Genomic DNA, 22,731 nt, shown 5'->3' on the forward strand with positions numbered 1-22,731 from the left:
TCGTTGTGCGCTTTTTGCCGATTAGCGCGGGATGGCCGTATCCGATGGAGAGAGCTGAGGATGGGATTGCTGCACTCGCCAGTGTCGCTGACCAGCGGTGATCCGTCGGACCCAGCACCAGTGATGAGGAACGCCGAGCCAGGGGAGAGCGGTGCGCCCGTGGCGCCTCGCCATGCCGCGAGCCTGGATGCGCCGCCCGAGGGCATGACCACGGGCGATGCGCGCGCTGCGGCCCGGACTGTCCGCGAGCACCTGGGCACCTCGGTCTCCATGCCGCTCGATGCCATCGTGCTGGGCGCGGCTGCCCATATCGCGAGTGGCAATGACGGCCAGCAGGCCACCGAGCTGATCAAGAGGGTCGCGGAGATCATCGCCGCGCTCCATCGGGGCGAGAAGCTTGCGCTCGGTCCCTTCCCTCGTGCCGGGGGCGGGCATCCCTTCGCCCCGCGCATGCTTGTCGATTCCGTGGCCCTGATCGCCTCCCGGATCCCTGAGCGCCCCGCGATGATGTGCGGAGCGACGGGCGCGGTGCGGCTGACATACAGCCAGCTCGATCGGGCCTCGGACACGCTCGCGAGGCAGCTCAACGGCATCGGCGCGGGCCGGGGGCAAGTGGTGGCAGTGGTCGCGGACCACGGGCCGGAGCTTGCCATCGCAACGCTGGCCACCTTGAAGGCTGGTGCCGCCTGGTCGCTGATCGATCCGAGGCTGCCCGCCGAGACACGGCGAGAGATGCTGCGATCAGCAGGCCCTTCCTGCGTGCTCGCGGCACCGGACGAAGCGGCATCGCTCTTCGGGCTCCTCGCGGCCGAGGGGGCCACCATCCCGGTGCTGACTCTTCGTGAGATCGGCGAGCTCATCGATGCCTCGCCGCGCGAGCCAGCGCCCACCGATCGCTGGGACAGCGCTGATCCGGAGCAGTTGGCCTGCGTCGCCTTCCGGGCCAGGCCAGTGGGGAGGCTCCGCCGGATCGCGATCACCCAGGCGATCGCCATGGGGCAGCTCGCCGGCCTGCAATCCGAGCATCCGCTCACCGAGAACGACGCCGTCCTGCTATCCGGGCCGGCATCCTACGACAGCGTGCTGCTCGGGATGCTATGGCCGCTGGAAGCCGGGGCGACGGTGATCGCGCTGCCGCAGATCGCGAAGTACAACTTCTCCGAGCTGGGCGTGATGCTTCGTGAGCGGGCAGTGACCACGCTGCACTCCTCCCCGCAAATGGTGCAGCGCATCCTCTATGCGGCAGACCTGGCGAGGACCACCTCGCTGCGCCGGGTGTTCATCGCCTCGCGCGAGGTAGCAGCCACGATCAACGCCCGTGCCCGCGAGCTCACTGGAGCGGATGCCATCGCGATCGAGAGCCCGCTGCGGGCCGCGGCATACCGGATGGTCTCCGCGGCATCCTGGTCAGGCGCGACAGGTCGCCACGCGAGCAGGAAGCCGGATTCGTCCGCCGATGCGCGGTCCCTCGGTCGCAGCGATCGCACTATCGACGACTTGCACGTCGCCAGCCTGTAGCAGTCCAGGCAGTCGCTACCCAGCCAGCCTTGGCAATCCTGCTACGAGCAGGATGCAGGCTGGGCCTGCTGCGCTAGCGCAGCAGGCCCAGGGCAAGCGTTGCTATCCGGCGGCGGACTTCCGGTACCCGCGGATCGCGGGGAAGGCGAACAGCACCACGAACCCTCCGGACCACAGCGCGCAGTACGTCAACGGAGTCATGTAGTCCCCGCCCGTCGCTAGCGCCCGCATGGTATCCACGGCGTGAGTGATGGGCTGGTTCTCGACGAATGGATGCGCCCAGTCCGGGAACGCCGCGACCTCGGTGAATCCTGTGCTGAAGAACATCCCGATCATCATGAACAGGCTCAATGCCGCCACGAGCGCCTGGCTCGTGGTGGCGAGCGCGGCCGCAGTGGCCAACGTGGCGAACCCGATGCCGAACATCAAGGGGATCGCCAGGAACGTAAGGAACGACCCCACGCTCTGGAAGGTCAGGCCCAGGGGCAGTGCGACGATGATGATGAGCAGTGTCGTCAGGATGATCCGGGCGCTCTCCGCCAGCAACCGTCCCGTGAGGTCGGCGCCCCGATGGATCGGCAGTGCCCAGTAGCGACTGAGGATCCCGTTCTCGCGCTCCTGCATGACCAGGACGACCCCGGCGAGAGCTCCGGACATCGCGGCGACCAGCGCCATCAGTGGAGCGAAGCGGAATACCGCGGCCTGGCCCGAGAAGCGCTCGATCGTATCGCCCATCACCAGGCGCAGCATCAGCAGCATGATCGCGGGATAGACGACGGCCTGGACCATGGTGAACGGGTCCCGTGACCAGATGATCAGCAGGCGCTTGGCCATGAGCAGGCTCTGCCGGGCCCACGATCCCAGCGATGACTCCGGCGCGGAATGCGACAGCTCGGGGAAAAGGACGATGGGCGATTTTTGGGGAGTATCCACAGCAGGTGAAGTCATGGTCGGATCACTTCCTTCTCGCGCTGGCCCAGATCGCGAAGGCAGCGAACAGGATGAGCAGCCCGCCGCCCCACAGTGCCGTCGGCAGCATGATGTCCCGGGTGGGGTCGCCGTCCGCGAGTTGCCGCAGGGCCTCGGTGAAGATGGAGACAGGCTGGTTGCGAACGAAGGGGCGCACGAACTCGGGGAAGCCGCTCTCGGGAATGAACCCGGTCGACATCATGCCGAAGATCAAGGTGGGCAGTGTCAGTGCCTGCGTGACCGCGCGAGGATTCTCGGACCATGTGCCCAGGCCATCGGCGGCCATCATCAGTGCGAGGCTGATCATGATGGCGAGCCCGAGGAAGCTCAAGGTCTCGGTCCAGGTCCCGTTGAACCGGAAGTTGACGAGGTGGCCGTAGGCGAGAGCCGCCGCCAGGGTGAGCACGGACCGGACCATGTTCGCGGAGATGCGGGACCACAGCGGCACCATGCGGGGGATGGGCATCGTCGCGAAGCGCGTTGTGATGCCGTCCGCCGCGTCCCTCGCGGCGCGCAGCGCGGCCTGGGTCATGGTCAGTGCTACTGCGCCGAGCGCGATCAGCGGAACCACGAACTGGCCGTAGTTGTCGAGCCCGCCGCCACCGAAGTAGGTGGCGGTCTCCATCATCTTGCGCAGCGGCACGTAGTAGGCGAGCGTGAACAGGGCGGGGGTGAGCAGGGCCACGATGAAGTCGCCACTGCGGGCCATGTCGCGCAATGCCCGGCTATTGAGCGCGGCCCACTGCTGGAGCTGGCTGGGCTTGGCCAGTGCCGCGCTCGATGACTCGAGCGGAATATCGATCGTGCCGACCGTCATGGGCGCGAGGCCTCCTTGCTGCCGTGCCCGGTCAGCGATAGGAACACATCATCGAGCGAGGGCCGCCGCAGAGCGACATCAGCGAGCTGGATGTTCTCCATGTCGAGGCGCCGCAGCACCTCGCTCAGCGTGGCCGGGCCGTCAGTGGCGGGGAGCGCGAGCCGATCAGCGTCGGAGGTGATCTCGGGCAGCGGCGCGTCCTGTGGGTAGAGATCCGCGAGCAGCGCCTGGATCTTCGGCAGCTGCGTGGGGTTGAGCGGCACGACCTCGCAGTAGGATCCGCCGGTGCGTTCCTTGAGCTGGTCGGCCGTTCCCTCGGCGATGACAGTGCCCTTGTCGATCACGATGATGTTGTCGCTGAGGATGTCAGCCTCTTCGAGGTACTGCGTGGTCAGCAGGACAGTGATGCCCTCGTTCTTCAACGACTGGACCAGTGACCACACTGCCTGCCGGCTGCGGGGGTCGAGGCCCGTCGTGGGCTCATCGAGAAAAACAACCTCCGGCCGGGTGACCAGGCCGCAAGCGATGTCGATGCGGCGCCGCATGCCGCCGGAGTAGCCGCCCACGCGGCGGTTCCCGGCGTAGACCAGATCGAATGCCTCGAGGAGCTGCTGGGCACGGGACTTCGAGTCGCGCCGGTTGAGCCCCATCAGCCGTCCGAACAACTGCAGGTTCTCCCGGCCGGTGAGGGTCTCGTCGAGCGCGGCGTACTGCCCCGTCAGCATGATGGACCGGCGCACGTCGGCAGCTTGCTCGACGACGTCGAATCCCGCGACCCAGGCCTTGCCGAAATCGGGCCGCTGCAACGTCGACAGCACGCTCACCGTGGTGGTCTTGCCCGCTCCGTTGGGGCCCAGCACACCGAGCACGGTGCCCTTGGGCACGGAGAAGCTGATGCCACTCAGGGCGGTTACGTCGCCGAAGGTCTTGACAACATCGTCGACAACCACCGCAGTCTCCGGCGATGAGCGCATCCAAACTCCTGTATTTGTCAGGTGCGGTACGGAACGCCGCCCGATTCGGCCTCGTTCGCGCACCATCACCAAGGTTTCCGGCTGGTGCTCGCCTTGCCTCAACCTACCGGGTTCCGTGGCGAGGCGTTCGCCATGAAGACCGATGCACAGTAAATTGATCAAACAGGCCCGGGCCAATCGTAGCCCTTTACCAACACGCTACCCGCAGAGTGCGCCCGAATCCTCGGAAGAAAGGCAATCATGCCCAGCGTCACACTTAATGGCATCACCCTGAACTATCGACTCCACGGCCAAGGGCCGCTGGTCGTGATGATCATGGGAACGGCCAGCCCGGGAAGGGTCTGGGAGATGTACCAGGTCCCGGCGCTCGTGGGCGCGGGCTTCAGCGTGGCGACCTTCGAGAACCGCGGCATCGCGCCGAGCAGCGAGTGCCCGGAAGGGTTTGGCATCGATGACATGGTGGCCGACGTTGCGGCGCTCATCGAGCACCTCGCGCAAGGTCCCGCGCACGTCGTGGGAACATCGCTGGGTGCTCGCATCGCCCAGGAGCTGGCCCTGTCCCGCCCCGACCTCGTGCGCAGCGCTGTATTCCTGACCGCGCATGGCCGGGTCGATCCCGTCATCAAGGCGCTCTCCCGCGGCGAGGCAGAGATGCATGATCGTGGCATCGAGCTGCCCGCCCCGTACTTCTCCGCGGTCAACGCCATCATGAACCTCTCGCCAGCGACGCTGCGCAAGGATATGGACGCCGCCGATTGGCTCGCGATCATCGAGTACTCGCACGCGCCGACCACGCCGGGCGTGCGCGCCCAGATCGCCCTCTCGGAGTTCCCCGACCGGCTGCAGGCATACCGTGCGATCACGAGGCCCGTGCTCGCGGTCGGCTACCAGGATGACCGGTTGATCCCGCCGCACCTCGCGCGGGAGGTCGCCGACGCCATACCGGGAGCTCAGTACCTGGAGGTGGCTGATGCCGGTCACTATGGGGCTCTCGAGCGGCCCGAGGCGGTCAACAAGATCCTCCTCGAATGGCTCCGCGCCTCGTGACGCTAGCCCGCCCGCGCTCCGTGGTCGCAGGCCTGGCTAGCAATCCGGACGATGCGGTACTGTCCTGCGGCGGGGGAGGGGCCGTCGATCGTCATGGCGGGCATCGATCCCGTGGCGAATCCGAAAACTGACGACAAGGGTGGCTACCGTGACCGAACCCCGCGCGCTCGCGCTATGGAACAAGCTGAACAAGAATGCCGTTGGGCGTCTCGCATTCTCGGCAGGCGTGTGGGCGAAGGCACCGTACTTCGCCACCGTCGTGCCAGTCGTGCGGAGCGCCGAGCCGGGCCGCGTCGTGATGTCCGCGCCGAAATGGCCGGGCGTGCACAATCACATTGGCACATTCCACGCTATCGCCGCGTGCAACCTCGCGGAGGCGGCGATGGGCGTGCTGATGGAGGTGACCGTGCCGCCTACTCATCAGTGGATCCCCAAGGGCATGTCCGTGGAGTACTTGCGCAAGGCACCATCGGGCCTGACCGCTACGGCCCAGATCGAGGTTCCCGACTTCGCCGCGATCGTCGAAGGGCTGGATGTAGTGGTGCCGGTCTCCCTGACCGACAAGGATGGCAACGAGGTCGTCCGTGCCGATATCACGACCTGGGTGCGGGCCCGGAGCTGAGCCAGGAGCCCTGTTTCGCCTGGCGCCACCATGCCGGGGCAGTGATTTGGCCCTGACGATGAATTGATGCATACTATTCGGGTTGCCTTGAACTGGCAGGAATCCGCACGCGCTCCGCGCCTGTGGTGACAGCTTGGACTGGGCATGCCTCATGACCGGTGGCAAGAGGCAGGCTCGTTGTCGACGTGATCGTCGTCGCGGGCGTGCCGATGGCTGGCGGGTGCAATAGCAAAACCAAGACCATGTGCCCATTTGGGTGCGACTGGTCCGGCATGCGGTCGTTGAATCGGCCGCATGAGAAGCGAGAGGGCGACACGCCCGACCGCGTGGACCGGAGAACCATGACAGGTGAACAGCGGCGACGGATCGGGCTTTGATCCTGTTGCAGGCCGCGGCTTCGCATGTCATGGCCGTTTGCGCGGAGGCTGGGAATGCTCAGCGCAAGCATCGAAGGGGTGGCGGGAAAGCCACAACATCGAAGGTGTGGTCGACATGGCCACAGCGACAGCGGCAAGAAAAGGACACAAGCGTGGCGGGACAAAAGATCCGCATCAGGCTCAAGGCCTACGACCATGAGGCGATTGATGCGTCAGCGCGCAAGATCGTCGAGACCGTGACCCGGACGGGCGCTCGGGTCGTTGGCCCGGTGCCGTTGCCGACCGAGAAGAACGTATATTGCGTCATCCGCTCGCCGCACAAGTACAAGGACTCGCGCGAGCACTTCGAGATGCGCACGCACAAGCGCCTCATTGACATCCTCGACCCGACGCCGAAGACCGTCGACGCGCTCATGCGCATCGACCTCCCGGCAAGCGTCGACGTCAACATTCAGTGATCGCGGCGGAGACAGGACCGATGGCTAAGCAGAATGAAGCAACGAACAAGGGCATCCTGGGCAACAAGCTCGGCATGACCCAGGTCTTCGATGACCGCAACCGGGTCGTGCCCGTGACGGTCGTCAAAGCCGGGCCATGCGTTGTGGCCGGGGTGCGGACCGAAGAGCGCGACGGCTATAACGCCGTGCAGCTCGCATACGGGGCGATCGACCCCCGCAAGGTGAGCAAGCCGGTCGCCGGCCAGTTCACCAAGGCGGGTGCCACGCCTCGTCGTCACATCGTCGAGCTCCGCGTCGCCGATCCCTCGCAGTTCGAGATCGGCCAGGAAGTCACCGCCGATGTCTTCGCCGACGGCGCGTTCGTCGACGTGACCGGCATCAGCAAGGGCAAGGGCTACGCCGGCGTCATGAAGCGCCACGGCTTCCGCGGCCAGGGTGCCTCGCACGGTACCCAGGCAGTGCACCGCCGCCCGGGCTCCATCGGTGGCTGCGCCACGCCAGGCCGCGTTTTCAAGGGCATGCGCATGGCTGGCCGGATGGGCAACGAGAAGGTGACGACCCAGAACCTCAAGGTCCACAAGGTGGACTCCGAGGCCGGGCTGCTCCTCATCAAGGGCGCCATCCCCGGACGCAAGGGCGGTCTCGTTGTTGTGAAGACCGCAGTGAAGGGCGGCGAGTGATCATGACAAGCGCAACCAACACCGGAACGACCAAGCTGACTCTCGATGTGCGCACCCCGGACGGTGCCACCAGCGGAACCGTTGACCTGCCCGCCGAGCTCTTCGACGCGCCGATCAACATGCCGCTGATGCACCAGGTGGTCATCGCGCAGCTCGCGGCAGCACGCCAGGGCACGCACTCGACCAAGACGCGCGCCGAGGTCAGTGGTGGTGGCAAGAAGCCTTACCGCCAGAAGGGCACTGGCCGGGCACGCCAGGGCTCCACCCGCGCCCCGCAGTTCGTCGGCGGTGGCACGGTGCACGGGCCCAAGCCGCGCGACTACAGCCAGCGCACCCCCAAGAAGATGATCGCGGGAGCACTGCGCAGCGCGCTCTCCGACCGCGCTCGCAACGAGCGCATCCAGGTCATCACCGAGCTTGTTCCCGGGCAGAAGCCCTCGACCAAGGTCGTCAAGGATGTGCTCGCCAGCCTGAGCAGCCGGAACAAGTTCCTGGTCGTCCTTGGACGTGACGATCTGGCGGCATGGAAGAGCATCAGCAACCTTGACAATGCTCACCCCATCGCGCCCGATCAGCTCAACACCTATGACGTGCTCAACAGCGAAGACGTGATCTTCACGGTCGAGGCACTTCACACGTTCATCGCCGCCCGCACGGGTGCCAGCACAGGGGAGGAGTCGAAGTGAACGTCTCGCAGACACTCACTGATCCGCGTGACATCATCCTCGCGCCGGTGATCTCCGAGAAGTCCTACGGACTGATCGAGGAAAGCACCTACACCTTCCTGGTGCATCCCGATGCGAACAAGACGCAGATCAAGATTGCCATCGAGAAGATCTTTGGCGTCAAGGTCGTCAGCGTCAACACCGCGAACCGCCAGGGCAAGCGCAAGCGAACCCGCCTCGGGTTCGGAAAGCGCAAGGACACCAAGCGGGCCTTCGTCACCCTGACGGCCGACAGCAAGCCCATCGAGCTCTTCGGAGGTCCGGTCGTCTAGCGCTCAGCGTGACAATCGGAACTGACGAAACAAAGAGGACGAGAGACTCATGGCAATCCGCAAGTACAAGCCGACATCCCCGGGCCGCCGGGGATCGAGTGTGGCTGACTTCTCCGAGATCACCCGATCCACCCCGGAGAAGTCCCTGATCAAGCCGCTGCACGGCCATGGAGGCCGCAACGCGCACGGACGCATCACCACCCGCCACAAGGGCGGTGGCCACAAGCGTGCCTACCGTGTCATCGATTTCCGCCGCGCGGACAAGGATGGCGTCAACGCGAAGGTCGCGCACATCGAGTACGACCCCAACCGCACTGCGCGCATCGCGCTGCTGCACTACCTCGACGGTGAGAAGCGATACATCATCGCTCCCGCCAAGCTCAAGCAGGGCGACATCGTCGAATCAGGACCAGGTGCCGACATCAAGCCCGGCAACAACCTGCCGCTGCGCAACATCCCCACGGGTACCGTTGTGCACGCGATCGAGCTCCGCCCCGGTGGCGGCGCGAAGATCGCCCGCAGCGCAGGCTCCTCGGTCCAGCTCGTCGCCAAGGACGGTGCCTACGCGCAGCTGCGCATGCCGTCCGGCGAGATCCGCAACGTCGATGCGCGTTGCCGCGCTTCGGTGGGCGAGGTCGGCAATGCCGAGCACGCCAACATCAACTGGGGCAAGGCCGGCCGCATGAGGTGGAAGGGCAAGCGCCCGACCGTCCGAGGCGTCGTCATGAACCCGGTAGACCACCCACATGGTGGTGGCGAGGGCAAGACCAGCGGTGGGCGTCACCCGGTCAGCCCGTGGGGCAAGCCCGAAGGGCGGACCCGTCGTCGCAAGGAGAGCGATCGTCTGATCGTTCGTCGTCGCCGCACAGGCAAGAAGCGCTAGGAGGGAGTGAAAGATGCCGCGCAGCCTAAAGAAGGGCCCGTTCGTCGATGACCACCTCCTCGCAAAGGTGGACGTTCAGAACGAAAAGGGTACCAAGCAGGTCATCAAGACCTGGTCCCGTCGCTCGACCATCCTTCCGGACTTCATCGGACATACGTTTGCTGTCCACGATGGTCGCAAGCACGTCCCGGTGTTCGTCTCGGAGAACATGGTTGGCCACAAGCTCGGAGAGTTCGCGCCGACCCGGACGTTCAAGAGCCACATCAAGGAAGACCGGAAGAGCAAGCGCCGATGAGCAACAACAACACCGCGACCGCGAACCCGACCGCTCGGGCGACGGCTCGCTACGTGCGCGTGACCCCGATGAAGGCTCGGCGAGTCGTCGACCTCATCCGTGGCCGGGAAGCAGCCGATGCACTCACCGTGCTGAAGTTCGCCCCCCAGGCCGCCAGCGAGCCGGTTGCGAAGGTGCTCGCTAGCGCAGTAGCCAATGCCGAGAACAACCTGAGCCTTGATCCACGCACCCTGGTGGTCTCCGAGGCCTATGTCAACGAGGGCCCAACCCTGAAGCGGTTCCAGCCGCGTGCCCAGGGCCGGGCCTTCCGGATCCGCAAGCGCACCAGCCACATCACCATCGTTGTGGAGAGCCTGCCATCCAAGGCCGAAGGAAACCGTAACCGCCGGAAGGGAGCTCAGTAGTGGGCCAGAAGATCAACCCGCACGGCTTCCGCCTCGGCATCACCACCGACTGGAAGTCGCGCTGGTACGCCGACAAGCAGTACGCCGAATACGTCAAGGAAGATGTCGAGATCCGCAAGCTCCTCAAGACGGGGCTCGAGCGTGCTGGCATCTCCAAGGTCGAGATCGAGCGCACCCGTGATCGCGTCCGCGTCGACATCCACACCGCGCGCCCCGGCATCGTGATCGGTCGCCGCGGCACCGAGGCCGACCGCATCCGTGCCCAGCTCGAGAAGCTGACCAGCAAGCAGGTCCAGCTCAACATCCTCGAGGTCAAGAACGCGGATGCCGATGCCCAGCTCGTCGCGCAGGGCATCGCTGAGCAGCTGTCCAACCGTGTCGCTTTCCGCCGTGCCATGCGCAAGGCGATCCAGTCGGCGATGCGCAACCCGAACGTCAAGGGCATCCGGGTGCAGTGCTCGGGCCGCCTTGGCGGTGCGGAGATGTCGCGCTCGGAGTTCTACCGCGAGGGCCGCGTGCCCCTGCATACCCTCCGTGCCGACATCGACTACGGCCTGCACGAGGCGAAGACCACCTTCGGCCGCATCGGCGTGAAGGTCTGGATCTACAAGGGTGATGTTGTTGGCGGACGCCGCGAGGCCGATGTCGTCATCCCCGGCAGCGATGACCGCCGGCCCCGTCGCGAGCGCCCCGCACGTCCCCGGCGTACCGGGGGAGCGGGCAGCGCGCCTGACGCGGGCAAGCAGACCGCCGATGCCACCGCAACGGCCGGAGCCCCCGCGGGCGAGCAGAACAAGGAGGCCTGACGATGTTGATCCCACGCAGGGTGAAGCACCGCAAGCAGCACAAGCCGAAGCGTACCGGCCTCGCCAAGGGCGGCACCCAGGTGGTATTCGGTGACTACGGTATCCAGGCTCTCGAGCCCGCGTACCTCACCAACCGGCAGATCGAGTCCGCGCGTATCGCCATCAACCGGCACATCCGCCGTGGCGGTCGCGTCTGGATCAACGTCTTCCCGGACCGGCCACTCACGAAGAAGCCTGCCGAGACCCGCATGGGCTCGGGCAAGGGCTCCCCGGAGTGGTGGATCGCGAACATCAAGCCAGGGCGCGTGCTGTTCGAGATGACATACCCCAACGAGGAGGTGGCTCGCGAGGCACTGCGCCGCGCGATCCACAAGCTCCCCATGAAATGCAGGATCGTGACGAGGGAGGGACAGTTCTGATGGCTACAGGAACAAAGGCCTCAGAGCTTCGTGAACTCAACCAGGAAGAGCTCGTTGAGCGGCTTCGCGAAGCTAAGGAAGAGCTCTTCAACCTGCGTTTCCAGATGGCAACCGGCCAGCTCGACAACAATCGTCGACTGGGCACGGTGCGCAAGGAGATCGCGCGGGTCTACACCGTGCTTCGCGAGCGCGAGCTCGGCCTTGCCGCCGGACCAGAGGCAGACACGGCTGGTGACGCAGCATGAGTGAGGACAAGGCAGTGGAAGCAACCGCCGCAGAAGCGCAGCAGGAGCGCAACCAGCGCAAGACGCGTATCGGTTACGTCGTCTCCGACAAGATGCAGAAGACCATCGTCGTGGAGCTCGAGGATCGCGTGAAGCACCCTCTCTACGGTAAGGTCATCCGGCGCACCAGCAGGGTCAAGGCCCATGACGAGAACGGGACCGCCGGAATCGGCGACCGCGTGCTCGTGATGGAGACCCGCCCGCTGTCCGCCACCAAGCGTTGGCGCCTCGTGGAGATCCTCGAGAAGGCCAAGTGATTCATCGGCGGGTCCCTGCGTCGCAGGGACCCGCCGTGGACCAGGCGTGCACAGGTCGGAAATCTGGCACGCATCAATCCAGGTTCAGGAGTGAACAACAGTGATCCAGCAGGAATCGCGACTCCGCGTCGCCGATAACACCGGGGCCAGGGAAATCCTGTGCATCCGCGTGCTCGGTGGCTCGGGTCGCCGCTACGCGGGGATCGGCGATGTCATCGTCGCCACCGTGAAGGAAGCCATCCCCGGCGGAAACGTCAAGCGTGGCGACGTGATCAAGGCCGTCATCGTCCGGACCACCAAGGAGCGGCGCCGTCCCGACGGCTCGTACATCCGGTTCGACGAGAACGCAGCGGTGATCCTCAAGAACGCCACGGATCCCCGTGGCACGCGCATCTTCGGCCCGGTTGGCCGCGAGCTCCGCGACAAGAAGTTCATGAAGATCGTCTCGCTGGCGCCGGAGGTGCTGTGATGAAGGTACGCAAGGGCGATACAGTCCTGGTCGTGTCCGGCAAGGACAAGGGCGCCAAGGGCAAGGTCATCGAGGCCTACCCGAAGCGCAACAAGGTCCTCGTCGAGGGCGTCAACCGGATGAAGAAGCACACCCCCGTCTCCGCCAACCAGCGGGGCGCGCAGTCCGGCGGCATCGTGACCCAGGAAGCGCCGATCCATGTCTCCAACGTCATGGTCATCGATGCGGACGGGAGCCCCTCCCGCATCGGCTACCGGCGTGACGAGGAGTCCGGCAAGAAGGTCCGGATCTCCCGCAAGACCGGGAAGGACATCTGAACATGACCTCTGTGGAGAACAAGATCCAGCCGCGCCTCAAGACCCGCTACCGGGCCGAGATCCGCGACGCGCTCAACGAGCAGTTCGACTATGCCAACGTCATGCAGATCCCCGGCGTCGTCAAGGTCGTCGTCAACATGGGTGTCGGTGACGCAGCTCGCGACGGCAAGCTCATCAACGGTGCGGTCCGCGACCTCACGCTGATCACCGGGCAGAAGCCCGAGGTCCGCAAGGCGCGCAAGTCCATCGCCCAGTTCAAGCTCCGCGAGGGCATGCCCATCGGCGCCCGCGCAACCCTGCGCGGCGATCGCATGTGGGAGTTCCTCGACCGGCTGGTCACCATCGCGCTGCCCCGTATCCGGGACTTCCGTGGCCTGTCCCCGAAGCAGTTCGACGGCAACGGCAACTACACGTTCGGCCTCAACGAGCAGTCCATGTTCCACGAGATCGATATCGACTCGATCGATCGTCCCCGCGGCATGAACATCACCGTAGTGACGACGGCCACGAACGATGAAGAAGGGCGCGCGCTGCTGCGCCAGCTCGGCTTCCCGTTCAAAGAGAACTGATACCAGGGGCTAGCGCCCAGGCGCGGACATGGCCCAGCGGTAATCCTCGGGGCGGCGCGAGCGGCCCCGAGGATCCGCAAGGATCAAGTCCTCACCACACACCAACTTCCACTTCGCTGTAGGCCCTGCGGGAACCGCGGCGAGAAAGGTGAACAGGTCACTTCCATGACCATGACCGATCCCGTCGCAGACATGTTGACACGTCTGCGCAATGCAAACTCGGCATTCCACGACACCGTGGCCATGCCGCATTCGAAGCTCAAGGCGAACATCGCTGAGATCCTCAAGCGCGAGGGCTACATCGCCGACTACCGCAGCGAGCCTGCGCGCATCGGCCAGACGCTGGTGCTCGAGCTGAAGTTCGGACCGAGCCGGGAGCGCTCCATCGCGGGCCTCCGCCGCGTGTCCAAGCCCGGGCTGCGCGTGTACGCGAAGTCCACCAACTTGCCCAAGGTTCTTGGCGGCCTGGGCGTGGCCATCATCTCCACGTCCTCCGGCCTGGTCACTGACCGTCAGGCTGCGGCTCAAAAGGTAGGCGGGGAAGTCCTCGCCTACGTCTGGTGAGGGAGGCCACGTCATGTCACGCATTGGAAAGCACCCAGTTGACGTTCCCTCCGGCGTCGATGTCACCATCGATGGCCAGGACGTCGTAGTAAAGGGGCCCAAGGGCACCCTGTCGCTCACTGTCAGCCAGCCGATCTCGGTTGCTCGCGGCGAAAGCGGCACCATCGAGATCTCGCGCCCGGACGAGGAGCGCAAGAGCCGTTCCCTGCACGGACTGTCCCGTACTTTGATCAAGAACATGGTCGTGGGAGTCACCGAGGGCTACACCGCCAACATGGAGATCCATGGTGTCGGCTACCGCGTGCAGCAGAAGGGCTCGAACCTTGAGTTCGCGCTCGGCTACAGCCACCCGGTTCCTGTCGAGGCTCCCGAAGGCATCACGTTCAAGGTCGAGACCCCCACCAAGTTCTCGGTCTCCGGCATCGACAAGCAGCAGGTCGGTCAGATCGCCGCGAACATCCGCCGCCTCCGTCGCCCCGACCCCTACAAGGGCAAGGGAATCCGCTACGCCGGCGAGCAGATCCGTCGCAAGGAAGGAAAGACGGGTAAGTGACCATGAGCCAGACAACGAGTTCAGAATCCAAGAAGCCCATCAAGCGCACCCCGCTTGGAACCGACGCCTCCACCCAGCGGCGCATCTCCAGGGCACGCCGTCACTTCCGGCTCCGCAAGAAGGTCTCCGGCACGCCGGACCGGCCTCGCCTCGCAGTGCACCGCTCCGCGCGGCACATCCACGTCCAGATCATCAACGACATCGATGGTCGCACCCTGGCCGCGGCCTCCAGCATGGAGGCCGACGTCCGCGCGATCGAGGGCGACAAGTCAGCACGCAGCGCCAAGGTAGGTGCCCTCATCGCTGAGCGCGCCAAGGAAGCCGGCATCGAGGCTGTGGTGTTCGATCGCGGTGGCCACGACTACCACGGCAGGATTGCCGCGCTAGCCGACGCAGCACGTGAAGGTGGCCTGAACTTCTAATGATGACCACCACAAGCAACACCCCAGAACGTACGAACGGAAGGAAAGCCTGATGCCGGGACGTGGTCGGCGCGACGGCGGAAGCGGACCCGCCGCGAGCAACAACCCAGGCGGCGGGGACAACGACCGCCGCGATCGCCGCGATCGCCGCGATAGCAACCGCGGTGGCGCAGCGCCCGAGAAGTCCAACCATCTCGAGCGCGTGGTCACGATCAACCGTGTCGCCAAGGTCGTCAAGGGCGGACGGCGGTTCAGCTTCACCGCGCTCGTCGTCGTCGGTGACGGCAACGGCGTTGTCGGTGTGGGCTACGGCAAGGCCAAGGAAGTTCCCTCGGCCATCCAGAAGGGCGTTGAGGAAGCGCGCAAGAACTTCTTCCGCGTCCCCCTCATCGGTGGCACCATCACCCACCCGGTCCAGGGCGAGGCTGCCGCGGGAGTCGTTCTCCTGCGTCCGGCTAGCCCCGGTACCGGTGTGATCGCCGGTGGTGCGGTGCGCGCGGTCCTCGAGTGCGCGGGCATCCACGACATCCTTTCCAAGTCGCTTGGAAGCGACAACGCCATCAATGTCGTGCACGCGACCGTTGCCGCGCTCAAGCAGCTGCAGCGTCCCGAGGAAGTCGCTGCTCGCCGCGGCCTCCCTATCGAGCATGTCGCTCCTGCTGGCATGCTCCGTGCACGCGCAGCGCAGGAGGCATAGCAATGGCCGAACTGAAGATCACCCAGGTGCGCAGCACCATCGGTGCCAACCCCAAGCAGCGCGAGAGCATCCGCACGCTCGGTCTCAAGCGGATCCGCCACTCGGTCGTCCGCGAGGACAGCCCGCAGGTCAAGGGTCTTGTCCATCGGGTGCGGCACCTCGTCACCGTTGAGGAGGTCTAGATCCATGACCATCAAACTGCACCATCTTCGCCCCGCTGAAGGGTCGAAGAAGGACAAGATGCGCGTCGGTCGAGGCGAAGGCTCCAAGGGCAAGACCGCGGGCCGCGGCACCAAGGGCACCAAGGCGCGCAAGCAGGTTCCCGTGACCTTCGAGGGCGGGCAGATGCCGCTGCACATGCGGCTGCCCAAGCTCAAGGGCTTCAAGAACCGCTTCCGCACCGAGTACCAGCCCCTCAACATCGGTGACATCGCCCGCGTCTTCCCCGATGGGGGAGCGCTCGGGGTCGATGACTTCGTCAAGGCCGGGCTCGTCCGCAAGAACGAGCTCGTCAAGGTCCTCGCCGAGGGCGACATCGACGTGGCCGCGCAGATCACCGCGCACAAGTTCTCCGGCTCCGCCAAGGAGAAGATCACCGCAGCTGGTGGCACCGCTACCGAGCTGTGACGGTCGAGACACCGCACAACATGCCCGAGAGGCCGTGAAGGATACTCCTTGACGGCCTCTCGGCGTGTCCGCGCCTGGCAGCATTCCTCGCGGTCCCCGCGGCGGGTGCGTAGCTCGGGCTCGCGCGTCCGGGGGCAGATCCCCGGATGCTGTTAGAGTTGACCAGAATCGACAGGCCAAGCCGGACTTGTGCCTGCATTATCCCGCCAAGCCAGGAGGATCGTTGCTCTCCGCCTTCGTAACGGCCATCAGGACACCAGACCTGAGGCGGAAGATTCTCTTCACGCTGTGGATCATTGTCCTCTATCGCCTCGGAGCACAGGTTCCGTCCCCTGGCGTGGATTTCGCCAACATCAGGGTGTGCGTCGAGCAGGCCACCGGAGGAGATGCGGCGGGCCTGTACTCGCTCGTCAACCTGTTCTCCGGCGGCGCTTTGCTCCAGCTGTCGGTATTCGCCATCGGCGTGATCCCATACATCACTGCCAGCATCATCGTGCAGTTGCTGACCGTGGTGATCCCGAAGTTCGAGCAGCTGCGCAAGGAAGGCCCCTCGGGGCAGGCCAAGATGACGCAGTACACGCGCTACCTGTCGGTGGCGCTCGCCCTGCTCCAGGCCACAGGCATCGCCGCGCTCGCCCGGAGCGGGCAGCTGCTCCAGTGCGAGCTGCCCATCATCGCCGACGATAGTGTCTTCGGGCTCTTTGTCCTCGTCCTCACCATGACGGCAGGCGCCACGCTGCTCATGTGGTTCGGCGAGCTCGTCACCGAGAAGGGCGTCGGCAACGGCATGTCCTTGCTGATCTTCGCCGGCATCGCCGCGATGCTGCCGGTGGAGGGTCGCAATATCCTCCAGAGCCGTGGTGGGGTCACATTCGCGCTCGTCTGCATCGCTGCCGCGGTCATCATCACGGGCGTGGTTTTCGTCGAGCAGGGCCAGCGCCGCATTCCGGTGCAGTACGCCAAGCGCATGGTGGGCCGCCGCATGTATGGCGGCACCTCGACCTATCTGCCGCTGAAGGTCAACCAGGCCGGCGTCATCCCGGTGATCTTCGCATCGTCGCTGCTCTACATGCCGTTCCTCGTCGTCCAGCTGACGGTGGGGCAGGAGGAGCCACCGGCGTGGCAGCGATTCATGACCGAGCACCTGATGAATCCGAGCAGCCCGGTCTACATCGTCGTGTACTTCGCGCTGATCATGTTCTTCACGTTCTTCTACGTGTCGATCACCTTCAACCCGGAGGACCGGGCCGAGGAGATGAAGAAGTACGGTGGCTTCATCCCCGGGATCCGCCCCGGCCGCCCGACCGCGGAGTACTTGCAGTACGTGCTCAACCGCATCACCCTCCCTGGCTCGATCTACCTCGGTACGATTGCAGTCTTGCCGAACGTGTTCCTCAACGCGGGCAGCGGTGGCGACTTGCAGAGCATTCCATTCGGAGGCTCGGCTGTCCTCATCATGGTCGTCGTGGCGCTCGATACGGTGAGGCAGATCGAAAGCCAGTTGATGCAGCGAAACTACGAAGGGTTCTTGAAGTGAGAATTGTTCTGCTAGGCCCCCCCGGAGCGGGCAAGGGAACGCAAGCCGCCATCCTGTCCGAGAAGCTCGGTATCCCGCATATCTCCACTGGCGATCTGTTCCGCGCGAACATCGGCCAGGGAACCCCGCTCGGGCTCGAGGCCAAGGCGTACACCGATTCGGGCAAGCTCGTTCCGAGCGAGATCACCAACCGGATGGTGGAGCAGCGCATCGAGGAACCAGACGCGGCCAATGGGTTCCTCCTCGACGGCTACCCCCGCACGGTCGACCAGGCCGAGGCGCTCGAGCGGATCCTTGCCGACCATGGCACCAAGCTCGATGCCGTCGTTTCCTTCGTCGTTGACGAGGACGTCGTGGTCGCACGGATGCTCGACCGCGGCCGCGCGGACGACAATGAAGACGTGATCCGCACCCGCCTGCATGTATACCGCGATGAGACCGCGCCGCTGCTCGAGCACTACGCGGACATCGTGAAGACGGTCGATGGCATCGGCGAGATCGACGAGATCAACGCTCGAGCCATGAAGGCCCTTGGCAAGTGATCGCATGCGGCTGAGGCGACGCAAGGTCGTGCCCTTCCGCACGGCAGGCGAGCTCGAGGCAATGGACGCGGCGGGCGCAGTGGTTGGTCGCGCGCTCGTCGCTGTCCGCGATGCCGCCCGGCCAGGCGTGACGACGAAGGAGCTCAACGAGGTCGCGCATGCTGTGATCCGCGAGGCTGGGGCCGTGCCATCCTTCCTGGGCTACCACGGCTTCACTGGCTCGATCTGCGCGTCTGTCAACGAAGAGGTCGTCCACGGGATCCCGGGGGAGCGCGTCCTCAAGCCCGGTGACCTGGTGTCGATCGACTGCGGCGCGATCCTCGACGGATGGCACGGGGACTCCGCCTGGACCTTCGGGGTCGGCGAGCTATCGAAGCCGGATGCTGACCTCAGCGAGGCCACGCGGCTCACCCTCGAAGCTGGCATCGCCGCGATGGTTCCGGGCAACAGGTTGACCGATGTGTCTCATGCCCTCGAGCTGGGAACCCGCGCGATGGAGCGAAAGCATGGCCGCAGCTACGGCATCGTCGATGGCTACGGCGGTCACGCTATCGGGCGGGAGATGCATCTTGATCCGTTCCTCCCCAATGAGGGGCCCGGCGGCAAGGGGCCCGAGCTGGTCGTTGGCTCGGTGCTGGCGATCGAGCCCATGCTGACCCTGGGGACGGTCGACACCCTCGTCCTCGATGATGACTGGACCGTTGTCACCGCGGATGGCACGCGCGCCGCCCACTGGGAGCACACCGTCGCGGTCACCGAGGACGGTCCGCGGATCCTCACGCAGCGTCCGGAGTAGTTCCCCGGGGCTTGCTCGCGGTGACTGCCACGAGGCTCGGATTTTGATGTGCGACGAACTGTTGCGTACTATTGTGCGTTGGTGCCTCGAGCACCTTCACGGATCGCACAACTAGGTAGACGAATGGGCCGGGGTGAGCTCTGCCCGGGAACGCGGAGGATATGGCTAAGAAAGACGGCGCCATCGAGGTCGAGGGGCGTGTGATCGAACCACTTCCCAACGCGATGTTCCGAGTGGAGCTCGAAAACGGTCACAAGGTACTCGCGCACATCAGCGGGAAGATGCGCCAGCACTACATCAGGATTCTCCCCGAGGACCGGGTCGTGGTGGAGCTTTCACCCTACGACCTGTCGCGGGGCAGGATCGTCTACCGCTACAAGTAGCTTCCGGCGGGCCAGTGGAGCAATTCGCTGGCATCGGATCGGAATTCCCGTGGGTTCCCGGCGTGACGGCTTGCTAGCCGGATCGCTGTGAGCGCGCGGGCATCAAGAAGAAGGCCTCCCAGCACCACGTGCCCGATACGCGGGCACGCTCCCCCCGGAACGGAGGCCGGGGCCTGGTCCTCATCCATTCGGATGGCGGACCGGGACGGACTGGGAGAAGACCTCCGCAACGGAGAGGAAAACGCCGCATGGCACGGCTCGTAGGCGTCGATCTACCGCGCGACAAGCGCATGGAGATCGCGCTCACCTATATCTACGGCATTGGCCGTACGAGCTCGCAGAAGATCCTTGAGGACACCGGCATCAGCCCGGACCTGCGCACCAAGGACCTGACCGACGAGCACATCGCAACGCTCCGCGAGTACATCGAGCGGGAGTTCAAGATCGAGGGCGACCTGCGTCGCGAGGTGCAGGCGAGCATCCGTCGCAAGATGGAGATCGGCTGCTACCAGGGGCTTCGTCACCGGCGTGGCCTGCCCGTCCGCGGTCAGCGCACCAAGACCAACGCGCGCACCCGGAAGGGCCCCAAGAAGACGATCGCCGGCAAGAAGAAGGCAAGGTAAGACATGCCCCCCAAGTCACGCGTCACCGGCGGCAAGAAGGGCCAGAAGACCCGTCGCCGCGAAAAGAAGAACATCGCTCACGGACATGCTCACATCAAGAGCACGTTCAACAACACCATCGTCTCGATCACCGATCCCATGGGCAACGTTGTGTCCTGGGCCTCATCGGGCCACGTCGGGTTCAAGGGCTCTCGCAAGTCCACCCCGTTCGCCGCGCAGCTCGCTGCCGAGAACGCTGCCCGCAAGGCGCAGGAGCACGGCATGAAGAAGGTCGATGTGTTCGTCAAGGGCCCCGGCTCCGGTCGTGAGACCGCGATCCGCTCGCTGCAGGCAGCGGGCCTCGAGGTCGGCACCATCTCCGATGTCACCCCGCAGCCGCACAACGGCTGCCGTCCGCCCAAGCGCCGCCGGGTCTAGCAGGAAAGGGAAGGTCAGAAAATGGCACGTTATACCGGTCCTGTAACCCGCAAGTCGCGTCGGCTCAGGGTGGATCTTGTTGGTGGCGACCAGGCGTTCGAGCGTCGCCCCTACCCGCCCGGCCAGCACGGCCGCGCGCGGATCAAGGAGAGCGAGTACCTGCTCCAGCTGCAGGAGAAGCAGAAGGCACGCTTCACCTACGGTGTGATGGAGAAGCAGTTCCGCCTCTACTACCAGGAAGCAGTGCGCAAGTCCGGCAAGACCGGCGAGAACCTGCTCCGCATCCTGGAGACCCGCCTCGACAGCGTCGTGTACCGCGCAGGATTCGCGCGTACCCGCCGCCAGGCTCGCCAGCTCGTGACCCACGGTCACTTCATGGTGAACAACCAGCGCGTGGACGTCCCGAGCTACCGCGTCTCGCAGTACGACATCATCGATGTCCGTCCGCAGTCGCGGGAGACCGTTCCGTTCCAGCTCGCCAAGGAGCTCATCGCTGAGCGCCAGGCACCGAGCTGGATGCAGGTCGTCCCGTCGAAGCTTCGCATCCTGATCCACAAGGAGCCTGATCGCGAGCAGATCGACGTGGCACTGCAGGAACAGCTCATCGTCGAGTACTACTCGAAGTAATCACTGCCGAGGGTGCCCGGTACCGGGCACCCTCGCTTCCCCGTCGCTGGCATCAAATAGCGGATGCCCAAGGAGGACAACGCACACATGCTTATCTCACAGCGCCCCGAGCTCAACGAAGACGTTGTTGCCGAGAACCGCTCGCGCTTCGTCATCGAGCCTCTCGAGCCGGGCTTCGGCTACACCCTCGGCAACTCGCTGCGCCGTACGCTGCTCTCGTCCATCCCGGGCGCGGCAGTGACGAGCATCCGGATCGAGGGCGTGCTCCACGAGTTCACCACGGTTCCCGGCGTGAAGGAAGATGTCACTGAGATCATCCTGAACCTGAAGAACCTCGTGGTCAGCTCCGAGGAGGACGAGCCGGTCACGATGTACGTGCGCAAGCAGGGGCCCGGCGCGGTCACTGCTGGCGATATCGTTCCGCCGGCCGGGGTAGAGGTCCATAACCCCGACCTGCACATCGCGACGCTCAACGACAAGGGCCACCTGGAGATCGAGCTGATCGTCGAGCGCGGACGCGGCTACGTCCCCGCCCTGCAGAACAAGCTCACCGGAGCCGAGATCGGTCGCATCCCGATGGATGCCATCTACTCGCCCGTTCTCAAGGTGACCTACAAGGTCGAGGCGACCCGAGTGGAGCAGCGTACCGACTTCGACAGGCTCGTCGTCGATGTCGAGACGAAGAACTCCATCAGCCCCCGCGATGCCGTGGCCTCCGCAGGCACGACCCTCGTGGAGCTGTTCGGCCTGTGCCGCGAGCTCAACATCGAGTCCGAGGGCATCGAGATCGGCCCCTCGCCGCAGGAGGCCGACCACATCGCCGCCTACGCGATGCCGATCGAGCAGCTCGACCTGACTGTGCGTTCGTACAACTGCCTCAAGCGCGAGGGCGTCCACACCGTGGGCGAGCTCGTCAGCCGCACCGAGTCAGACCTCCTCGACATCCGCAACTTTGGCCAGAAGTCCATCGACGAGGTCAAGGTCAAGCTCCACACTCTCGGACTGTCCCTCAAGGACAGCCCCGGACCGTTCGACCCGTCCGCAGTGCAAGGCTACGACGCGGCGACCGGAACGTGGAGCGACAGCGACGCAGAGGGTGAGTACCCCGAGCAGGACTACGTAGAACCGGAAACTGAACAGCTTTAATCACACCTCACCCGGCCTTGGTGGACATGCCAGGACGGGCGATCCCAGAGGAGCATCACCATGCCCAAGCCCACCAAGGGGCCGCGCCTTGGCGGCTCTGCGTCGCATCAGAAGCTGATGCTGGCGAACCTCGCCACGTCACTGTTCGAGCACGGCCGCATCACCACCACCGAGGCCAAGGCTCGTCGGCTTCGCCCGCTCGCCGAGAAGCTTGTCACCCACGCCAGGAAGGGTGACCTGCACCATCGCCGCGAGGCTTTCAAGACCATCCGCGACAAGGATGTTCTCCACAAGCTCTTCGCGGAGATCGGCCCCCACTTCGCCGAGCGCGACGGTGGCTACACCCGTATCGTCAAGACGCTGCCACGCAAGGGCGACAACGCCCCCATGGCCGTGATCGAGCTGGTCCGGGAGCAGACCGCCACCTCCGAGGCTGACCGCGCTCGCCGCGTCGCCGCTTCGCAGGCAGCGGCCCCCGCCGCGACCGAGGCTCCCGCAGAGGAGAACCCGGTGGCGGAGGTTGTCGACGCCTCCAGCGACGCTGCCGAGAGCAACGCCGAGGAGATCGTCGAAGCAGTGGAGGACCAGACCGCCACTGCCGCCGATGTCGATGAGGCCAAGAAAGACTGACCTGC

At 65.3% G+C, this 22,731-nt stretch carries 35 protein-coding genes; 32 read left to right on the plus strand and 3 right to left on the minus strand.

The annotated features are described in order from the left end of the window. The first annotated feature begins 60 nt into the window (after window positions 1-60). Window positions 61-1,518: an AMP-binding protein gene (locus FXO18_RS08030; RefSeq protein WP_149360547.1), complete on the plus strand. Its 1,458-nt coding sequence runs from the start codon at window positions 61-63 to the stop codon at window positions 1,516-1,518. Window positions 1,519-1,620: 102 nt separating this feature from the next. Here the strand turns inward: FXO18_RS08030 and FXO18_RS08035 are convergent, their stop codons facing one another. Genes FXO18_RS08035 through FXO18_RS08045 form a run of 3 tightly spaced genes read right to left on the minus strand, consistent with a single transcriptional unit; the run spans window position 1,621 to window position 4,278 of the window. Then, window positions 1,621-2,466: an ABC transporter permease gene (locus FXO18_RS08035; protein WP_149360548.1), complete on the minus strand. Its 846-nt coding sequence runs from the start codon at window positions 2,464-2,466 to the stop codon at window positions 1,621-1,623. Between the two features lie 7 nt (window positions 2,467-2,473). Continuing rightward, complete coding sequence (locus tag FXO18_RS08040) at window positions 2,474-3,304, minus strand: ABC transporter permease (RefSeq protein ID WP_149360549.1); 831 nt, start codon at window positions 3,302-3,304, stop codon at window positions 2,474-2,476. Further along, window positions 3,301-4,278, minus strand: a complete 978-nt coding sequence (locus FXO18_RS08045; RefSeq protein WP_149360550.1) for an ATP-binding cassette domain-containing protein — start codon at window positions 4,276-4,278, stop codon at window positions 3,301-3,303. Before FXO18_RS08045 ends, FXO18_RS08040 begins: the two co-directional genes overlap by 4 nt. Window positions 4,279-4,518: 240 nt before the next feature. Between FXO18_RS08045 and FXO18_RS08050 the strand changes: the two genes are divergently transcribed. The 31 genes from FXO18_RS08050 (at window position 4,519) to rplQ (ending at window position 22,726) form a co-directional block, all read left to right on the plus strand. Next, window positions 4,519-5,325, plus strand: a complete 807-nt coding sequence (locus tag FXO18_RS08050) for an alpha/beta fold hydrolase (protein ID WP_149360551.1) — start codon at window positions 4,519-4,521, stop codon at window positions 5,323-5,325. A 148-nt stretch (window positions 5,326-5,473) separates the two neighbouring features. Continuing rightward, complete coding sequence (locus tag FXO18_RS08055; RefSeq protein WP_149360552.1) at window positions 5,474-5,947, plus strand: hotdog fold domain-containing protein; 474 nt, start codon at window positions 5,474-5,476, stop codon at window positions 5,945-5,947. Between the two features lie 529 nt (window positions 5,948-6,476). Next, window positions 6,477-6,782: a 30S ribosomal protein S10 gene (gene rpsJ / locus FXO18_RS08060; protein ID WP_003938093.1), complete on the plus strand. Its 306-nt coding sequence runs from the start codon at window positions 6,477-6,479 to the stop codon at window positions 6,780-6,782. Window positions 6,783-6,802: 20 nt separating this feature from the next. Beyond that, entirely contained in the window at window positions 6,803-7,462 is a 660-nt protein-coding gene (gene rplC / locus FXO18_RS08065; protein WP_149360553.1) for a 50S ribosomal protein L3, read from the plus strand. A gap of 2 nt (window positions 7,463-7,464) precedes the next feature. After that, a complete protein-coding gene (gene rplD / locus FXO18_RS08070) occupies window positions 7,465-8,148 on the plus strand; it encodes a 50S ribosomal protein L4 (RefSeq protein WP_149360554.1) in 684 nt (227 codons plus the stop codon). Continuing rightward, window positions 8,145-8,459, plus strand: a complete 315-nt coding sequence (gene rplW / locus FXO18_RS08075; protein ID WP_149360555.1) for a 50S ribosomal protein L23 — start codon at window positions 8,145-8,147, stop codon at window positions 8,457-8,459. Before rplD ends, rplW begins: the two co-directional genes overlap by 4 nt. 49 nt (window positions 8,460-8,508) lie before the next feature. Next, complete coding sequence (gene rplB, locus FXO18_RS08080) at window positions 8,509-9,342, plus strand: 50S ribosomal protein L2 (RefSeq protein ID WP_149360556.1); 834 nt, start codon at window positions 8,509-8,511, stop codon at window positions 9,340-9,342. A gap of 13 nt (window positions 9,343-9,355) precedes the next feature. Further along, window positions 9,356-9,637, plus strand: coding sequence for a 30S ribosomal protein S19 (gene rpsS / locus FXO18_RS08085; protein ID WP_149360557.1), 282 nt, complete (start codon window positions 9,356-9,358; stop codon window positions 9,635-9,637). Next, window positions 9,634-10,041, plus strand: a complete 408-nt coding sequence (rplV, locus tag FXO18_RS08090; RefSeq protein ID WP_149360558.1) for a 50S ribosomal protein L22 — start codon at window positions 9,634-9,636, stop codon at window positions 10,039-10,041. Before rpsS ends, rplV begins: the two co-directional genes overlap by 4 nt. Beyond that, entirely contained in the window at window positions 10,041-10,847 is an 807-nt protein-coding gene (rpsC, locus tag FXO18_RS08095; protein WP_149360559.1) for a 30S ribosomal protein S3, read from the plus strand. Before rplV ends, rpsC begins: the two co-directional genes overlap by 1 nt. Before the next feature lie 2 nt (window positions 10,848-10,849). Further along, window positions 10,850-11,266, plus strand: a complete 417-nt coding sequence (gene rplP, locus FXO18_RS08100) for a 50S ribosomal protein L16 (protein WP_149360560.1) — start codon at window positions 10,850-10,852, stop codon at window positions 11,264-11,266. Continuing rightward, window positions 11,266-11,511 (plus strand): 50S ribosomal protein L29, encoded by a 246-nt coding sequence (gene rpmC, locus FXO18_RS08105; RefSeq protein ID WP_149360561.1) that lies wholly within the window; start codon window positions 11,266-11,268, stop codon window positions 11,509-11,511. Before rplP ends, rpmC begins: the two co-directional genes overlap by 1 nt. Beyond that, a complete protein-coding gene (rpsQ, locus tag FXO18_RS08110; RefSeq protein WP_149360562.1) occupies window positions 11,508-11,807 on the plus strand; it encodes a 30S ribosomal protein S17 in 300 nt (99 codons plus the stop codon). Before rpmC ends, rpsQ begins: the two co-directional genes overlap by 4 nt. A gap of 100 nt (window positions 11,808-11,907) precedes the next feature. Next, window positions 11,908-12,276, plus strand: a complete 369-nt coding sequence (gene rplN, locus FXO18_RS08115) for a 50S ribosomal protein L14 (RefSeq protein ID WP_149360563.1) — start codon at window positions 11,908-11,910, stop codon at window positions 12,274-12,276. Continuing rightward, entirely contained in the window at window positions 12,276-12,593 is a 318-nt protein-coding gene (gene rplX / locus FXO18_RS08120) for a 50S ribosomal protein L24 (RefSeq protein ID WP_149360564.1), read from the plus strand. The genes rplN and rplX overlap by 1 nt, the downstream gene beginning before the upstream one ends. A gap of 2 nt (window positions 12,594-12,595) precedes the next feature. Then, a complete protein-coding gene (gene rplE / locus FXO18_RS08125) occupies window positions 12,596-13,162 on the plus strand; it encodes a 50S ribosomal protein L5 (RefSeq protein WP_149360565.1) in 567 nt (188 codons plus the stop codon). A gap of 165 nt (window positions 13,163-13,327) precedes the next feature. Beyond that, window positions 13,328-13,726 (plus strand): 30S ribosomal protein S8, encoded by a 399-nt coding sequence (rpsH, locus tag FXO18_RS08130; RefSeq protein ID WP_149360566.1) that lies wholly within the window; start codon window positions 13,328-13,330, stop codon window positions 13,724-13,726. Between the two features lie 13 nt (window positions 13,727-13,739). After that, on the plus strand, window positions 13,740-14,279 hold the full coding sequence (gene rplF / locus FXO18_RS08135) for a 50S ribosomal protein L6 (protein WP_149360567.1): 540 nt from the start codon (window positions 13,740-13,742) through the stop codon (window positions 14,277-14,279). Window positions 14,280-14,281: 2 nt separating this feature from the next. Then, window positions 14,282-14,701, plus strand: coding sequence for a 50S ribosomal protein L18 (rplR, locus tag FXO18_RS08140; RefSeq protein ID WP_149360804.1), 420 nt, complete (start codon window positions 14,282-14,284; stop codon window positions 14,699-14,701). Window positions 14,702-14,753: 52 nt separating this feature from the next. After that, a complete protein-coding gene (gene rpsE, locus FXO18_RS08145) occupies window positions 14,754-15,398 on the plus strand; it encodes a 30S ribosomal protein S5 (RefSeq protein WP_149360568.1) in 645 nt (214 codons plus the stop codon). A 2-nt stretch (window positions 15,399-15,400) separates the two neighbouring features. Continuing rightward, window positions 15,401-15,580, plus strand: coding sequence for a 50S ribosomal protein L30 (gene rpmD / locus FXO18_RS08150; RefSeq protein WP_149360569.1), 180 nt, complete (start codon window positions 15,401-15,403; stop codon window positions 15,578-15,580). Window positions 15,581-15,584: 4 nt separating this feature from the next. Next, window positions 15,585-16,025 carry a 50S ribosomal protein L15 gene (gene rplO, locus FXO18_RS08155; RefSeq protein ID WP_149360570.1) on the plus strand — a complete coding sequence of 147 codons (441 nt, stop codon included), beginning with the start codon at window positions 15,585-15,587 and terminating at the stop codon, window positions 16,023-16,025. A 223-nt stretch (window positions 16,026-16,248) separates the two neighbouring features. Further along, window positions 16,249-17,562, plus strand: a complete 1,314-nt coding sequence (gene secY / locus FXO18_RS08160; protein WP_149360571.1) for a preprotein translocase subunit SecY — start codon at window positions 16,249-16,251, stop codon at window positions 17,560-17,562. Beyond that, window positions 17,559-18,104: an adenylate kinase gene (locus FXO18_RS08165; RefSeq protein WP_149360572.1), complete on the plus strand. Its 546-nt coding sequence runs from the start codon at window positions 17,559-17,561 to the stop codon at window positions 18,102-18,104. The genes secY and FXO18_RS08165 overlap by 4 nt, the downstream gene beginning before the upstream one ends. Window positions 18,105-18,108: 4 nt before the next feature. After that, entirely contained in the window at window positions 18,109-18,900 is a 792-nt protein-coding gene (gene map, locus FXO18_RS08170) for a type I methionyl aminopeptidase (RefSeq protein WP_149360805.1), read from the plus strand. Between the two features lie 161 nt (window positions 18,901-19,061). After that, window positions 19,062-19,283, plus strand: coding sequence for a translation initiation factor IF-1 (gene infA / locus FXO18_RS08175; protein WP_005443304.1), 222 nt, complete (start codon window positions 19,062-19,064; stop codon window positions 19,281-19,283). A 248-nt stretch (window positions 19,284-19,531) separates the two neighbouring features. Then, window positions 19,532-19,906: a 30S ribosomal protein S13 gene (gene rpsM / locus FXO18_RS08180; protein WP_149360573.1), complete on the plus strand. Its 375-nt coding sequence runs from the start codon at window positions 19,532-19,534 to the stop codon at window positions 19,904-19,906. A 3-nt stretch (window positions 19,907-19,909) separates the two neighbouring features. Further along, window positions 19,910-20,323: a 30S ribosomal protein S11 gene (gene rpsK, locus FXO18_RS08185; protein WP_149360574.1), complete on the plus strand. Its 414-nt coding sequence runs from the start codon at window positions 19,910-19,912 to the stop codon at window positions 20,321-20,323. Between the two features lie 21 nt (window positions 20,324-20,344). Further along, window positions 20,345-20,950 (plus strand): 30S ribosomal protein S4, encoded by a 606-nt coding sequence (gene rpsD, locus FXO18_RS08190; protein WP_149360575.1) that lies wholly within the window; start codon window positions 20,345-20,347, stop codon window positions 20,948-20,950. An 87-nt stretch (window positions 20,951-21,037) separates the two neighbouring features. Then, window positions 21,038-22,096, plus strand: coding sequence for a DNA-directed RNA polymerase subunit alpha (locus tag FXO18_RS08195; RefSeq protein ID WP_149360576.1), 1,059 nt, complete (start codon window positions 21,038-21,040; stop codon window positions 22,094-22,096). Between the two features lie 60 nt (window positions 22,097-22,156). After that, window positions 22,157-22,726 carry a 50S ribosomal protein L17 gene (gene rplQ, locus FXO18_RS08200; protein WP_149360577.1) on the plus strand — a complete coding sequence of 190 codons (570 nt, stop codon included), beginning with the start codon at window positions 22,157-22,159 and terminating at the stop codon, window positions 22,724-22,726. The last annotated feature ends 5 nt before the right edge of the window (window positions 22,727-22,731 follow it).

Source organism: Lolliginicoccus suaedae, assembly GCF_008312885.1.
In the GTDB taxonomy this organism is placed as follows: domain Bacteria; phylum Actinomycetota; class Actinomycetes; order Mycobacteriales; family Mycobacteriaceae; genus Lolliginicoccus; species Lolliginicoccus suaedae.